The 13,396-nt window shown below is 44.0% G+C and carries 16 protein-coding genes; 11 read left to right on the forward strand and 5 right to left on the reverse strand.

The genetic code is table 11. From position 1 onward, the window contains the following. Positions 1-107: 107 nt before the first annotated feature. Positions 108-605: an anaerobic ribonucleoside-triphosphate reductase activating protein gene (gene nrdG / locus KHZ77_RS05995; protein WP_295196684.1), complete on the forward strand. Its 498-nt coding sequence runs from the start codon at positions 108-110 to the stop codon at positions 603-605. A 65-nt stretch (positions 606-670) separates the two neighbouring features. Here the strand turns inward: nrdG and KHZ77_RS06000 are convergent, their stop codons facing one another. Then, a complete protein-coding gene (locus KHZ77_RS06000; RefSeq protein WP_295196687.1) occupies positions 671-1,216 on the reverse strand; it encodes a gamma carbonic anhydrase family protein in 546 nt (181 codons plus the stop codon). A 104-nt stretch (positions 1,217-1,320) separates the two neighbouring features. Beyond that, positions 1,321-2,277, reverse strand: a complete 957-nt coding sequence (locus tag KHZ77_RS06005) for a nitronate monooxygenase (RefSeq protein WP_295196689.1) — start codon at positions 2,275-2,277, stop codon at positions 1,321-1,323. A 631-nt stretch (positions 2,278-2,908) separates the two neighbouring features. Between KHZ77_RS06005 and KHZ77_RS06010 the strand changes: the two genes are divergently transcribed. From KHZ77_RS06010 to KHZ77_RS06025, 4 genes are all read left to right on the forward strand, one after another. After that, on the forward strand, positions 2,909-3,043 hold the full coding sequence (locus KHZ77_RS06010) for a rubredoxin (protein ID WP_028255687.1): 135 nt from the start codon (positions 2,909-2,911) through the stop codon (positions 3,041-3,043). A 292-nt stretch (positions 3,044-3,335) separates the two neighbouring features. Beyond that, the gene (locus KHZ77_RS06015; protein WP_295196696.1) at positions 3,336-3,854 is read left to right on the forward strand and encodes a DUF177 domain-containing protein; all 519 of its coding nucleotides are present in this window, start codon (positions 3,336-3,338) and stop codon (positions 3,852-3,854) included. A 35-nt stretch (positions 3,855-3,889) separates the two neighbouring features. Next, positions 3,890-4,072, forward strand: a complete 183-nt coding sequence (gene rpmF / locus KHZ77_RS06020; RefSeq protein WP_295196698.1) for a 50S ribosomal protein L32 — start codon at positions 3,890-3,892, stop codon at positions 4,070-4,072. A gap of 234 nt (positions 4,073-4,306) precedes the next feature. Further along, complete coding sequence (locus KHZ77_RS06025; RefSeq protein ID WP_295196700.1) at positions 4,307-5,443, forward strand: acyl-CoA dehydrogenase family protein; 1,137 nt, start codon at positions 4,307-4,309, stop codon at positions 5,441-5,443. On the opposite strand, the gene KHZ77_RS06030 is transcribed toward KHZ77_RS06025, so the two are convergent. Beyond that, positions 5,436-6,002, reverse strand: coding sequence for a DNA glycosylase (locus tag KHZ77_RS06030; protein ID WP_295196929.1), 567 nt, complete (start codon positions 6,000-6,002; stop codon positions 5,436-5,438). The two genes, KHZ77_RS06025 and KHZ77_RS06030, sit on opposite strands and share 8 nt — an antisense overlap. Positions 6,003-6,299: 297 nt before the next feature. Then, positions 6,300-6,500 (reverse strand): hypothetical protein, encoded by a 201-nt coding sequence (locus tag KHZ77_RS06035; RefSeq protein WP_295196703.1) that lies wholly within the window; start codon positions 6,498-6,500, stop codon positions 6,300-6,302. Between KHZ77_RS06035 and KHZ77_RS06040 the strand changes: the two genes are divergently transcribed. Next, on the forward strand, positions 6,486-6,602 hold the full coding sequence (locus KHZ77_RS06040; protein ID WP_295196706.1) for a hypothetical protein: 117 nt from the start codon (positions 6,486-6,488) through the stop codon (positions 6,600-6,602). The genes KHZ77_RS06035 and KHZ77_RS06040 overlap by 15 nt on opposite strands. 194 nt (positions 6,603-6,796) lie before the next feature. Here the strand turns inward: KHZ77_RS06040 and KHZ77_RS06045 are convergent, their stop codons facing one another. Beyond that, the gene (locus tag KHZ77_RS06045) at positions 6,797-8,578 is read right to left on the reverse strand and encodes a DUF438 domain-containing protein (RefSeq protein WP_295196708.1); all 1,782 of its coding nucleotides are present in this window, start codon (positions 8,576-8,578) and stop codon (positions 6,797-6,799) included. A gap of 331 nt (positions 8,579-8,909) precedes the next feature. Here KHZ77_RS06045 and fapR point away from each other — a divergent pair, with 331 nt between their 5' ends. From fapR to fabD, 5 genes are read left to right on the forward strand one after another with little or no spacing between them, the layout of a single operon-like run. Continuing rightward, complete coding sequence (gene fapR, locus KHZ77_RS06050; RefSeq protein ID WP_295196711.1) at positions 8,910-9,470, forward strand: transcription factor FapR; 561 nt, start codon at positions 8,910-8,912, stop codon at positions 9,468-9,470. A 4-nt stretch (positions 9,471-9,474) separates the two neighbouring features. Further along, positions 9,475-10,503 carry a phosphate acyltransferase PlsX gene (gene plsX / locus KHZ77_RS06055; RefSeq protein ID WP_295196714.1) on the forward strand — a complete coding sequence of 343 codons (1,029 nt, stop codon included), beginning with the start codon at positions 9,475-9,477 and terminating at the stop codon, positions 10,501-10,503. Continuing rightward, complete coding sequence (locus KHZ77_RS06060; RefSeq protein ID WP_295196717.1) at positions 10,487-11,482, forward strand: beta-ketoacyl-ACP synthase III; 996 nt, start codon at positions 10,487-10,489, stop codon at positions 11,480-11,482. Before plsX ends, KHZ77_RS06060 begins: the two co-directional genes overlap by 17 nt. A gap of 11 nt (positions 11,483-11,493) precedes the next feature. Next, on the forward strand, positions 11,494-12,438 hold the full coding sequence (gene fabK / locus KHZ77_RS06065; protein WP_295196720.1) for an enoyl-[acyl-carrier-protein] reductase FabK: 945 nt from the start codon (positions 11,494-11,496) through the stop codon (positions 12,436-12,438). Between the two features lie 16 nt (positions 12,439-12,454). After that, positions 12,455-13,396 carry an ACP S-malonyltransferase gene (fabD, locus tag KHZ77_RS06070; protein ID WP_295196723.1) on the forward strand — a complete coding sequence of 314 codons (942 nt, stop codon included), beginning with the start codon at positions 12,455-12,457 and terminating at the stop codon, positions 13,394-13,396.

A 13,396-nucleotide genomic window follows, 5' to 3' on the forward strand; every position in this document is an offset into this window, starting at 1 on the left:
TTTTTATAGAGATAGTATATAAGGCTTATAGAGCTTGTAAGTTTTAAAGCAATGTGATTATTTTATAGAAGTAGTATATAAATGATGAACTTTTGGAGGCGAAGACAATGAATTATGGACAAATTCGCAAATACGATATTGCAAATGGCTCCGGCATTCGCACATCCATATTTGTAACCGGTTGTACCCATAAATGTTTTAACTGTTTTAATGAAGAGTACCAGGATCCAACAGCAGGGAAGCCTTGGACAGATAAAGAAACGGAAACGGTTGTATCCTATGTGACCGATCCGAATGTAGCGGGGCTTACTTTACTGGGCGGTGAGCCGTTTCAGAATGTAGAGGGTCTCCTGGATGTGGTGAAGGCTGTTCGAGCCGCTGCACCGGATAAGGATATTTGGGCCTATTCCGGCTATACTTGGGATCAATTAATCAGTTGCCCCGGTAAAAAAGAACTGCTTGAACAATGCGATATTTTAGTGGACGGCCGCTTTGAAGATGCCTTGAAAGATCCAAGTCTTCGCTTTAGAGGTTCAAAAAATCAGCGCATCATTGATGTGAAGAAGAGTTTGGCCGATGGTGAAGTAGTTATCGCTATGGACTAGATAAAGCTTAATGGATATAAATAAAAAACGGATGGTGAGAAGAACTCATCATCCGTTTTATTTTATTACACGATTTCTGAACCGTCGTATGTTTCCCCGTCCGGTTTATGGAGGAAGCCGTATTTTTCAGTCCAAAGTTGTTTGTATTTTAAGGCCTGGCTGTGAATGCGGTCTTTTTGTGATTCGTCGGTGCGAATTACTTTAGCAGGGCAGCCTACAACTAAGGAGTATGGAGGAATGGTTGTATTTTCCAACACAACGGCTCCCGCAGCAATAATGGAACCCGTGCCGATGTGACAGCCGCTCAGTACGACGGAGCCCATGCCGATGAGCACATTGTCTTCCACAGTGGAAGCGTGTACGATGGCGGAATGGCCTACCGTAACGTAGTCGCCGAGTACACAGGCTTTGTCGGAATCAACGTGAAGTACGGCGTTGTCCTGTACATTGGTGTAGCGGCCGATTTCAATTCTGTTGATATCACCGCGGGCTACCACATTAAACCAAACGGACGCATACTCTTTGAGTTCCACATCGCCGATTAGTTGAGCACCGGGCATAACATGGCTTTTCGCATCTAATTTAGGAAACTTTCCGTTAAAACGCATCATAATATAACATCTCCTGGAGAAGGGTAATAAAATAGAAATCAGAAATAATAGTTAAACATAACAGTTAGAAATAAAGGGTAGAAATAATAGTTGGAAAACTCGTATTACACGAATTGCTGGGCCTGTTTAATGGCGTTTTTAGCTTCTTCGATGATGGAGTCGATAATTACCTTGGCCGGCTCAATTTTTGTGAGGCGGTTTAAGCTTTGGCCGCATTGTACAGCACCGTTTACGATGTCCCCGTCAACGGCAGCCAATTTGTTAGTGCCTACAGACATAGCCGTTAATTCTTCTTTAGGGGTGCATTTGAACTCAGCTTCAATGTATTTCTTTGTAAATTCGCTCTTCAAGGAACGTACGCCGTGACCGCTGCTGAGGCCGGTAACGGCGGAGTCGGTGTCGGTTGCTTTAATGATGGCATCTTTGCAGTTCTGATGCATTTGACATTCTTCGGCCAAAATGAAACGGGATCCGATTTGAACGCCTGCAGCGCCCATGGTTAAAGCGGCTGCCAAAGCGCGACCGTCCGCAATACCGCCTGCAATGATTACAGGGATGGAAACTTCAGGAAGAACGTTTTCCATGAGGGCCATGGTTGTTTGCGTACCAATATGACCGCCAGCTTCCTGACCTTCCACGATGATTGCATCGGCGCCCGCATCGGCTACGCGTTTAGCAAGTTTTACATTTGGAACTACAGGAATTACTTTGATGCCGTGAGCGTGTAAGGGCTCAATGTAAGGAACCGGGTTGCCTGCACCTAAGGTTACGAAGGCCGGTTTTTCTTCGATGATAACGTTTACGATTTCATCCACATTGTTCGCCATGAGCATGAGATTCACGCCGAACGGCTTTGTAGTAAGCTCTTTGGCAGCGCGGATTTCGTCGCGTACCCAGTCGGCAGAGCGGCCGCCGGACGCAATAACGCCGGTTGCACCGCCGTTAGCTACGGCAGCGGCTAATTTATGTTCGGAAGTCCAAGCCATAGCGCCTTGGATAATAGGATATTGAATGCCTAACAATTCGGTAAGTTTCGTTTTCATAAATGCCTCCTTTGACATAAAATGACGATAGAGACGTAGAACTCCATAGGTAGCGGTTTCGCCTTTTATGGGCTTTGCGTCGTATTATTCTCTATTTTGGAAATTATATGTGTAATAAAAAATAGTACTTACCTGTTATTTTGTGGTAATTGAAAATAAATACTATTTCCTCTATATTATAAGGGATTTTAAGGAAAAAATATATAATTATAAAAAAATATGAAGGCTAGGTACTGTTAATTAAATTATACAGATCCTTGTTCCCGTAGTTACAATGAAGAGGTGATTGATGGTGCAATTCAAATTCCTAAAAGAGATACTAAGATTGCATACAACGAATAATTTATCAAAGTCCATGAATATGAGCCGTGAAAAATCAGCGTATCGATTCCCCCTGATATGAGGGCGGATAGATATTATTATACGTTGTTAAAATAGGATAAATTTAGTCTCCTATAGTTTTATTAATCATAAATCAAAAAAACAAAAGTTGAGTGAAATACCGTAAAGAAGCCCATAGAAAGGGCTTTTTTGCGAGTTGTATTAAAAATAAAAAATTAGCAAAAAAGATATTGAATATAATCGATATTTGTGTTAAACTTAATTCATAGATGAAGTGTCTATCTCAATTTAAAAGGAGGCAAGTGAAATGGATAAATATGTATGCGTAGTATGTGGCTGGATTTATGACGAAGCTGTTGAAGGCGTAAAATTTGAAGATCAACCTGATGATTATGTATGCCCAGTTTGCGGTGTAGGTAAAGATCAGTTCGAAAAAATGTAATAACAAGATTTGAACTTGTTTTATAAAAAAGTCTCCTTCAATGGAGACTTTTTTCTTTGCCAATCTTTTATAGTTTTTAATCTGTGATATAATATGTGTACCGATGCGGGGAGTAAGGTCTTTAGGAGTACCTGATGACCTACATCGGAAGGCTTTACTTAATCGGTGAACACGATTTAACGGAGCGAAAGCGACACATAAATCGTACCGTGTTTTTTCTTTATAACTTTATAGCTTATTTATTTGACAAAGCCCATATAGATAGCTATAATATTATAGTCGAGGTAAAATTATGAAACTGCAAGTAGAGCAAGCAAAAGAACACATAGGAAAGAAATTTCCTTTTAAATTTACTGAACCGGCCACTGTGCTGGGGGATGTAACTGCTTTTCCTTGGAGCCGTCATGATATAACCATTAGTGGTGATTTTCGTTACGATGGACAGAATTTCATTGTCGATGGCACAGTCAGCACCCAAGGCGATTATGAGTGTACCCGCTGCTTAGCGCCGGTACATCATGAGGAAACGATACCCTTCGGTGAAACTTTCAAAGTCTTTAAGGACTGGGAAGATAAAGAGGCGAGTGAGGTAGTTCCATTTGATGGTGAGACCATTGACTTAACGGAAGTCATTCGGGAAACATTAATCATCAATGAGCCCTCTCAAGTGTTATGTCAGGAAGATTGCAAAGGATTGTGCGTTCATTGCGGAGCAAACAAAAATGTTTCACCTTGTTCTTGTGAATCCTTTGTGGTGGATCCTCGATTGGCAGTGCTTCGCACACTGCTCGATGAAAAAGATGATGATTAATTTGTCCCAGTGATTATGTTAAGGAGGTGCAGATAATGGCAGTACCAAAGCGTAGATTGTCCAAATGCCGTCGCGACCGTCGTCGTGCGAACTGGAAGTTAACTGTTCCAGGTTATGTAGCTTGTCCGCAATGCCACGAACCTATGATGCCTCATCGGGTTTGCCCAACATGCGGTCATTATAAAGGAACTCAAGTAGTTAACAACGTAGCTCAATAAGACCTGCTGAGCTGAGCGAAAACGCTTACAGCTCTACTATAAAAGCGTGGATATCCAATGGATGTCCACGCTTTTGTCGTACAGGGAAAAATAGATTAACTTTAAGTTGTTAGATTAATTTTAAGTCCGTAGATTAATTTTAAGTCTGTAGATTAATTTTGAGCGGTAGATTATTTTTAAGACGATAGTGTAATTTTAAGGTGATAGATTGATTTGAAACAGTAGGAGAATAAAATGTATCCATTAACAGAAGCGCAAAAAGTCTGGAAGTCCAAGATAGGGGAGTTTTGCCGGGAAAAGGTTGAGCCTACCGTACTGGACCGCGATAAGCGCCGTTTCTTCGATCGAGGATTACTCGATGAAGTGTTGCAAACAGGCTTGTCGCGCATATATTGGCCTGAAGCCTATGGTGGCATGGACGGCTCGTATTTAGACTATATTACAGCCTTAAAAGAATTAGCCGTTCATGATGACGGTTTAGCTATCAGTGCGTCGGTAACGGCCGGTTTGTGCTGCGAACCCTTGCATCGCTTCGGCACGGATGAGCAAAAGAAAGCCTTTTTGAAACCGTTGGTAACCGGCGAAGCCTTGGGTGCCTTTGCTCTCACCGAGCGTGAAGCGGGTACTGATGTGGGCGGCATCAAGACGAGCGCTGTAAAAGACGGTGACTTGTATGTACTGAACGGTGAAAAGGTATATATTACGAATGGTGGCGAAGCGGAATACTATATTGTATTCGCTGCTACCAATCCTGAAGCAAGAACGAAGGGATTGTCCGCATTTATCGTAACCAAGGACATGGCCGGATTCAGTGCCGGTGAACGGGATTTCATGATGGGCCTTCACACATCGACTTGTTGCACCTTAACATTTAAGGATGTACAGGTGCCGGTATCGAATTTACTGGGCCGCGAGGGAGATGGCTATAAAATTGCCATGAGTGCTCTCGACAGCAGTCGTATTGGCGTGGCGGCGCAGGCAACCGGTCTGGCTGAAGCAGCGTTGCAACAGGCTGTGGCATATACTAAAAAGCGGGAGCAATTCGGTAAATCCTTGGCGCAGTTTCAGCATGTTCAATTTGAGTTGGCTCATATGGCCATTCAGGTGGAAGCGGCCAATATGATGCTTTACAATGCTGTGCAGGATAAAGAGAACAGCAGATCCTATACGGTGTCCGCGTCGATGGCGAAAAAGTTCTGTTCCGACGTTGCAGTCGATGTGACTGCAAGAGCCGTACAGCTTCTCGGTGGAAACGGATATTCTGAAGCGTATCCGGTGGCACGCCTTATGCGCAACGCAAAAGTGACTCAGATTTATGAAGGCACCAATGAAGCACAACAGATGGTTATCAGTGGAGCTTTGCTCAGATAAGTCCGGCCTGGCGGAAGAACCCTTTGTAGGCTGCGGCTTTCTTGTCTAAGCTTAATGGATAGGCCCGCGATGTGGATGGCAGGCGTGTTAACTGTATGGTCCGTTCACCGAAGTGGAGCTCCACGGTTTCACCGGTTTTAGGTAATTTAGGCGGATTGTCAGCTAAGCTTAAGAGCACTTCTGTGGCTTTACCGCCGGTAGTGCCGATAGCACGGCAGTCCGGTAATTGATCCAGTACTTCGTGAATGTGGACAGGCTCAACGACTGTTAGGAATGCATCGGACGCATTGCCGTGTTCGCGGATGGCTTTCCAAACTGTAGGACAGGAAGCGATGCCTTTTTCGCGAAGAAAGGTTTTGATCTTATCGGCGTCGAAGGCTTTCTCTTCGCCTTTTCGGAAATGCTCTTTATCGTTAAAGAATATCATGCCGTATACGCGCCACATATCATTTTGAAAGTTCGGGTAATGGAACTGCATGGCCCGTTTGTCTGTGGCAGGTGGGAATGTGCCCATCAACATAACCGTAGCATTGGTCGGCAAGAGGGGCGGGAATGGCATGCTTTCGATGCGAGGATCGTCCGGCGCGAAATCATGACTTGCTGTATTTGTATTTGCTTTACTATTTGATGTTTTATTTGAAGCATTCGTTGAAGTAGATTTGGTTGTTTTGCTCATAATAAAAACTCCTTTACATAACTGTCTATAGTTAGTATAGCACAGGGTTGTAAAGGAGTTTTTTCTTTTTATAAGTAAATTGTTGTCACGTTTTATAAGCTAATTAGCGTAAGCTTTACCGGCAAGTTGATGTTAGTTCTTATAGATACGTTGACGTTACGCTTTATAGGCGAGTTGCTGTTATGCTTTCGATGGTGCGGTTAGCTTATCTACAAGCCACTGAACCATGGTTTCGTTTACCAATTGTCCTTGATTGCCGTGAGGGGCTTCGGAGTTGGAAATGAAGAGGTTCTCTACGCCGTTGGCATTCAAGGCGTCACGTAAGCGATAGCTTTGAGCGATAGGCACCAAAGTGTCACGGCCGCCATGAGCGATGAACAAAGACAGGAACATTTCGGTCATGCCCTTATTCTTGAACGAGCTATTCGACGGGAACGAGATCAGCTGTCCTGGTTAAGTGACGCTTACAAACGACTGAAGTAACACTTTTGTCTACTATATAATAACTAATAAAGAAACAGCTCTTCCTCTGAATTGGGGAAGAGCTGTTTTGCATTAAGCAGACCTATTTTCTACTAAAATAAATATTATATTATTATTTTTACTGTTTTGTTATAGTCAATTCATTGCTGACAGCATATTCATCGCTGATAGTGTATTCATTGCTTAAAGTGAGCTTACTGTTTTTCTATAAATTCACTGATAGCGTCGATTAGTTCGCTTTCGCTCATGCCGGAGCGGCCGGCCGCTTTTGCGATGGTGGCATTTTTAGCCATTATTTTACCAAAGGTGGTGTTGAGCATAGCAAAGTTGCTGTTAATCTGTGGCATGTGATGGCGCAGACCGTCTACTTTGTTGAATAAGTCGAAGAGTTTTGTGTCAGGCGCAATAGTGATGCCTTTAACAGTTTTGCTAAGTGCTGAGGATGTTTCGTGGGATACAGTTGCTATTTCTTCAGAAGTCACAGTTTCTTTAGAAGTTGCAGCTTCGTTAGAGGATACGGTAGCTTTGTTCAAATCTGTTTCAGTGTTACTTTGCTTAGCTGTAGTGCCTTGTTCAGTTGCATTAGCGTGACCGGCTGCATCACCATGTACTTCATTGTCCCAAGTGAGCAATGTACGGGAGCCTTCCAAGCTGCGGATGCGGGTGCAGTCCTGCATCATTTCCAACACGCCTTTGAAATTGCCCTGTTCGTCGCGAACGGCGGTGTAGAGGATGTAAATGAATGCTTCCGGTTTGTTAATCCAGAATTCCGCTTTGTCCTGCTCGCCGGAGCGGAATTTTTCAATAATTTCCTCTACCAGGTGCACGCTCTTGGCAGGGTGGCAGTTGCGCACTTCGCGACCAATAACGTTGGCGCTGCGAGGGAAGATGCGATGTTTCGTATCGCTGTAGAATTTTACTAGTTCGTTTTCATCTACATAGGATAGGTCTACCGGCATATGTTTGAACAATAAGTTAATGCGTTCCAAGGAAAGTTTGCCCGTTGCCACATCGAGCTCTGTGTCAGGGGATGGCGCACTGTTTGGCGCTGCTATATTATATTTACCTAATAATGCAGCTAATTCGCTCATGAAGGACTGTTCTTTATGTGCGGCGTCGGAACCATGTGCACCGGCATGAGCGGTAGCATACATAGCGTTGTTTGACAAACCGTGAGTGTCTCCGTTATGGGATGACATGTTGGCAGTTGTGCCGGTTGCTGTTTTTGTTTCTTCGCCGTAGAATGGAGGTGCAGGGATAAGTGCAAAACCGATTTCGTGATCGCCAATGCTCATGTAGGAGAATTCATCATCACTAACTAATTTGATGGCTGTAGGGAAGAGGACTTCCTGTTCCTTGGCGGCCAAGTCGCGGAAGGCGTCAATCATGGCCGGTTGCAAGGCTACAAATTCAGCGTCTTTATCGGATTGAAGAAGTTGGCGGCTCTGACGGATAAGGTCACGCACTTTATCGTCAAAGGTCCACATAATTTTAGTCGGGCGGTCGAAGCCGTATTTTTCAAGAGCCGGATAGAGTTGATTTTGCTTGCGAGATAAATGCTTGGACCATTGGCTGAGGCTATCATAAAGACCTAACCAAGGGTTTTTAATGAAATGCGGCTTTTTTAACAATTCGTCCGCTTCGTCCATGAGGGCCAGGCCGGCGTTGATTTCCTGCATGTAAACCCATAGGGGGTGATTAACCGGATAGGTGTTGTCGGTGCGAACTAAAATGCCTTCGAAGAGGTTGAGAAGGTCATCCATGCGATGGGTAATTTCTTCGTCTGTGTAGGATCCCTTCAATTGCTGCTCACCATAGGCGAATTCGTCCGGTGTGCAGGTGCCGATTTTTTCTTTTAATAATTGGCGTGCTTCTTCAAGGGTAAGTTCATTACTTAAATAGCGGTCTTTAATATCTATCATTGTGGAAAGGCGGTCGTTGTTCTGAAAACCTAAGGCTTCTTTCAAAGTAGTCATTGTAGCAGCTCCTTTATATAGTAAAAAAATATTTAGCTTATACTGTATTAGTGGTATAATATAGTGATGCTTTTGCACAGAATCACATATCATATGAGTTAAACAACATTAAAAATTTGCGAAACTGAAAACGGGCTGTATTTGCGAATTTTTCATGCTGTTTGAGTTCTTGATGTATTTTTATTATAATTGAGTTGAAAATAGTTTTCAGTAGCTGAGGCTACAGTTTTTTAGCCGGGTAACAAAAAATTAATAGATTTACTTGCAATAATTGTGACGGTAGCATATAATTGTAACGAAGTATTATTACTTGGTCATAAAAGGTGGTACCATGTCTCGGAGAAAGAAACAAGAGCGACAACAGTTATTACAAGAAAAACTGAATACAACGCCTTTCCTTACCGATGAGGAGCTGGCCATCTTATTTAACGTCAGCGTTCCTACCATTCGTTTAGATCGGTTAGAACTGGGAATTCCTGAATTGCGTGAGCGCATAAAAGCAAAAGCAGAAGGATACGCTCATGAGGCTAATGATCACGACCACATCGAAGTGGTCGGCGAGCTGATTGATTTGACAGTCGGCGAGCAAGGTCTTAGTATATTACGCACAACCAACGATATGACGGATTGTGCAGGTTATGTAGAGCCTCAATATTTATATGCTCAAGCAGATTCATTGGCAAAAGCCGTACTTGGTGTGCCGGCCGCGTTAGCGGGTGTTGGTAATATTAAGTACAAGAATCCTGTTAAAGCAGATTGTAATTTAGTTGCGAAAGCATCAGTGATGCGGCAACGTGGTGAAAAGCATTTCATCTGGGTAACAATCAAGGATAAAGTTAACGAAGTCTTTAGGGCCAAATTTATAATGGAGCCCATCGAGGATAGGATGTAAAGATATGAAAATTGCAGTTGATGCTATGGGCGGTGATTTCGCTCCGGTCGAAATGGTACTGGGTGCGATTGAAGCTGCTAAAGCGTTTCCAAAAATGGAAATCGTATTAGTAGGTGACGAAACTAAAATTCGTGACGTACTAGTAGAACAAGGACAAGAAAATAACCCGCAATTGCTCATTCAACATGCCAGTGAAGTCATTGAGATGTGTGAACATCCCGGTACGGCTATTCGCAAGAAAAAAGATGCGTCTATATTAGTTGCTACGCGATTGGTTCGCGATAAAGTATGTGATGCAGTTATTGCGCCGGGCAGTACAGGAGCAGCTGTAGCGGCCGCTCTATTCGGATTGGGCCGGATTAAAGGCATTGATCGTCCCATGATTGCTACACCGATACCTACACCAAAAGGGGTAACGGTTATGCTTGATTCGGGCGCCAATGTAAACTCCAAAGCGAAACATTTGGTGCAGGGCGCCATTATGGGTTACAACTATGCGCGACTTATGTTCGGCAAGGAGCATCCTACAGTGGGGCTCTTGAACGTAGGGGAAGAAAACACGAAGGGCAATGAACTTTGCCTGTCTACATATCCTTTATTGGAACAGTTAAAAACAATTCCTTTTAAAGGCAATGTGGAAGGGCGCGACATTCCGAAGGGCACCGTAGACGTAGTTGTCTGCGACGGCTTTGTAGGTAATGTAGTGTTGAAGTTTGCGGAAGGCCTGGTTGGGGTAATGACCCAGCTGGTAAAGGAAGGCATCAAAAACGGCGGCATTATGGCTAAGCTCGGTGCGTTATTAATTTACCCGGTATTTAAAAAAATCCGTCACCGTTTGGATCATACGGAAAACGGGGGAGCTCCATTATTAGGTGTCAATGGGGTATTCCTGATCTCTCACGGCAGCTCCAGGGCGAAAGAAATTTTCACCGCCATCAAGATTGCCGGAGAACTGGTTGACAGAAAAATCATTGAAAACATTCAACATAGTATTGAAGAAGAAGGAGCAATCAAATATGACGATGTGGACTAAACCGGTGGGAATCGTCGGTACCGGCAGTTTTCTGCCGGACAATATTGTGACAAATGCGGACCTGGAGAAAATTGTTGATACAAGTGATCAATGGATCCGCGAACGTACAGGCATTGAAGAACGACGCATTGCACCGGAAGGCATGAACGCTTCCGATATGGCCACTGAAGCGGCCAAACAGGCATTGGAAGCGGCGAATCTTACCGCAGAAGATATTGACTGCATTATTGTAGCTACATTAACCGGTGATATGAGCATTCCTTCCACAGCTTGTCTTGTTCAGGCTAACCTGGGCGCAAAGAATGCGGCAGCCTTTGACTTAGGCGCTGCGTGCTCCGGATTTGTATATGGACTTATTACGGCCGGCAGTTATGTAAACTCCAATATGTTTAAGAATGTATTGGTTATCGGCGTAGAAGTATTATCCCGTGTTATTAACTGGCAGGACCGCAGCACATGCGTGTTGTTCGGTGACGGTGCCAGTGCGGCTATCGTATCTTCTGTAGAAGAAGGATACGGCATGCTCGGCATGGATATGGGTGCCGACGGGACAGGAGGAATGAGTCTTTGCATTCCTTCCAGCGGAACTGCAATGGTTCCAAATGATCAACGAATTGAAGAAGGCCTTACTTACATCCGTATGGATGGGGCCGATGTATATAAATTTGCAGTAAAAACTATGGGCAAAACCGTGTTGACTGCTCTCAAGAATGCAGGCTTGGAACTCTCTGACTTAGATTGTTTTATTCCTCATCAGGCAAATACGCGTATTATTGAGTCCGCTGCACATCGACTTAAATTACCTAGTGATAAGGTATTTGTTAATTTACCAAAATACGGTAACACTTCAGCTGCTTCTGTAGGTATTGCACTTGACGAAGCCATCCGTTCAGGATTTATTAAACGCGGTGATACCGTAGCCTTTGCAGGCTTTGGTGCCGGATTGACTTGGGCCGGTCTGGTAATGAAGTGGTACTAAGGAGGAGAACCATGATAAAGACTGATATTTGTGATTTGTTAGGGATTGAGTATCCCATATTTCAAGGCGGTATGGCTTGGCTAGGTACTGCTGAATTGGCAGCGGCTGTTTCTGAAGGCGGCGGACTTGGTATCATTGGTGCCGGTCATATGCCACCGGATGTATTCCGCAATGAAATTCATAAACTTAAAGAACGTACGAGCAAACCATTCGGTTGTAACATCATGCTCATGTCTCCTTTCGTAAAGGAAGTTATGCAAGTTGTTCTTGAAGAACGTGTACCGGTAATCACTACCGGCGCAGGTAATCCGAGTACTTACGTACCTGCTTTAAAAGAAATCGGCACTAAGGTTATCCCTGTAGTGGCATCCGTATTATTGGCAAAACGTTTATTGCGCGGCGGTATTGACGCAGTTGTTGCGGAAGGTACTGAATCCGGCGGTCACGTTGGTGAAATCACAACTATGTGTTTGATCCCTCAGATCGTTGACGCAGTTAATGTACCGGTTATCGCAGCAGGCGGTATCGGCGACGGCCGCGGTGCGGCAGCAGCTTTCGCATTGGGCGCAAGCGCTGTTCAGATGGGTAGCCGTTTCGTATTATCCGACGAATGTATTGCACATCCTAACTACAAGGAAGCAGTACTTAAGGCAAAAGACCGTTCCACAATCATGACCGGCCTTACTACAGGTCATCCGGTTCGTATTTTGGAAAACTTATTGTCCCATCAATACCAGGAATTGGAATTCAGCGGTGCTTCTAAAGACGTATTGGAAGAATTGGGCGCAGGCACACTTCGCAAAGCGGCTATCGAAGGCGATGTGAAGAACGGCTCTGTAATGATTGGCCAGATTTCCGGTATGTTACAAGATGTAAAACCTTGTGCAGAGATCATCAAAGATATTATGCGTGAAACTGAAACCGTTATTGGCGGTTTACAGAAAATGGTTAAATAATACAGGAGGCAGTAAGGTGAAAACAGCATTTGTATTTCCAGGTCAAGGTTCTCAAAAAGTAGGCATGCTTCAAGATTTATACAATGAGTATGCTATTGTAAGACAGCGTTTTGCTGAAGCTGATGAAGCGTTAGGTTACTCTATCAGTAAACTTTGCTTCGAAGGTCCTGACACTGAACTCGTTAAAACAGCTAACACTCAACCGGCTATTTTAACAGCCAGCGTGGCTTGCTATGAAGTGTTGAAAGAAAAAGGCTTTACCCCTGATATCGTAGGCGGTCACAGCCTTGGCGAATACAGCGCTTTGGTAGCTGCAGGCGTATTGGACTTCAAAGACGCCGTGTACATCGTACACAAACGTGGTCAATTTATGCAGGAAGCTGTGCCAATTGGCGAAGGTGCTATGGCGGCTATTCTCGCATTACCTCGTGAAACAGTAGTATCTATTTGTGAAAAGATCGACAAAGAAGTAGGATCTGTACAGGCTGTAAACTTCAACTGTCCGGGCCAGATCGTTATCGCCGGTGCAACAGCAGCGGTTGAAAAAGCGGCGGAAGAAATGAAAGCAGCCGGTGCAAAACGTGCTGTTATGCTTCCTGTAAGTGCTCCGTTCCACAGTCGTTTGATGGAACCGGCAGCGGCTCGTCTTAAAGAAGAATTAGATAAAGTAACTGTTAAAGACGCTCAGATTCCGGTAGTAGTAAACGTAACCGGCGAAATCTTAACAGATGCTGAAGCTATTAAAAAATCCTTGGTTATCCAGGCAGCTCACCCTGTACTTTGGGAAGACTGCGTAGCTACCATGGTAGACTATGGCGTAGGCAACTTCGTAGAAGTAGGCCCTGGTAAAGTATTGACCGGCTTCACGAAGAAAATTAATAAAGAAATGCAACTGGCTAATGTGGAAGATGTAGAATCCTTAGCTAAAACAATTGAATTTTTAGAGGGGGTTCGATAA

The organism is Veillonella sp. (genome assembly GCF_018364065.1).
In the GTDB taxonomy this organism is placed as follows: Bacteria; Bacillota; Negativicutes; order Veillonellales; family Veillonellaceae; genus Veillonella_A.

What these genes read in the sequence shown, in the direction of transcription:
- KHZ77_RS06040 (WP_295196706.1), top strand. Translation starts at nt 6,486, where the DNA reads ATGAGCGATGAACAAAGACAGGAACATTTCGGTCATGCCCTTATTCTT.
- rpmF (WP_295196698.1), top strand. Translation starts at nt 3,890, where the DNA reads ATGGCAGTACCAAAGCGTAGATTGTCCAAATGCCGTCGCGACCGTCGT.
- KHZ77_RS06030 (WP_295196929.1), bottom strand. Translation starts at nt 6,002, where the DNA reads ATGCCATTCCCGCCCCTCTTGCCGACCAATGCTACGGTTATGTTGATG.
- KHZ77_RS06010 (WP_028255687.1), top strand. Translation starts at nt 2,909, where the DNA reads ATGGATAAATATGTATGCGTAGTATGTGGCTGGATTTATGACGAAGCT.
- KHZ77_RS06060 (WP_295196717.1), top strand. Translation starts at nt 10,487, where the DNA reads ATGACGATGTGGACTAAACCGGTGGGAATCGTCGGTACCGGCAGTTTT.
- fabK (WP_295196720.1), top strand. Translation starts at nt 11,494, where the DNA reads ATGATAAAGACTGATATTTGTGATTTGTTAGGGATTGAGTATCCCATA.
- plsX (WP_295196714.1), top strand. Translation starts at nt 9,475, where the DNA reads ATGAAAATTGCAGTTGATGCTATGGGCGGTGATTTCGCTCCGGTCGAA.
- KHZ77_RS06045 (WP_295196708.1), bottom strand. Translation starts at nt 8,578, where the DNA reads ATGACTACTTTGAAAGAAGCCTTAGGTTTTCAGAACAACGACCGCCTT.
- fapR (WP_295196711.1), top strand. Translation starts at nt 8,910, where the DNA reads ATGTCTCGGAGAAAGAAACAAGAGCGACAACAGTTATTACAAGAAAAA.
- KHZ77_RS06025 (WP_295196700.1), top strand. Translation starts at nt 4,307, where the DNA reads ATGTATCCATTAACAGAAGCGCAAAAAGTCTGGAAGTCCAAGATAGGG.
- KHZ77_RS06005 (WP_295196689.1), bottom strand. Translation starts at nt 2,277, where the DNA reads ATGTCAAAGGAGGCATTTATGAAAACGAAACTTACCGAATTGTTAGGC.
- KHZ77_RS06015 (WP_295196696.1), top strand. Translation starts at nt 3,336, where the DNA reads ATGAAACTGCAAGTAGAGCAAGCAAAAGAACACATAGGAAAGAAATTT.
- KHZ77_RS06000 (WP_295196687.1), bottom strand. Translation starts at nt 1,216, where the DNA reads ATGATGCGTTTTAACGGAAAGTTTCCTAAATTAGATGCGAAAAGCCAT.
- nrdG (WP_295196684.1), top strand. Translation starts at nt 108, where the DNA reads ATGAATTATGGACAAATTCGCAAATACGATATTGCAAATGGCTCCGGC.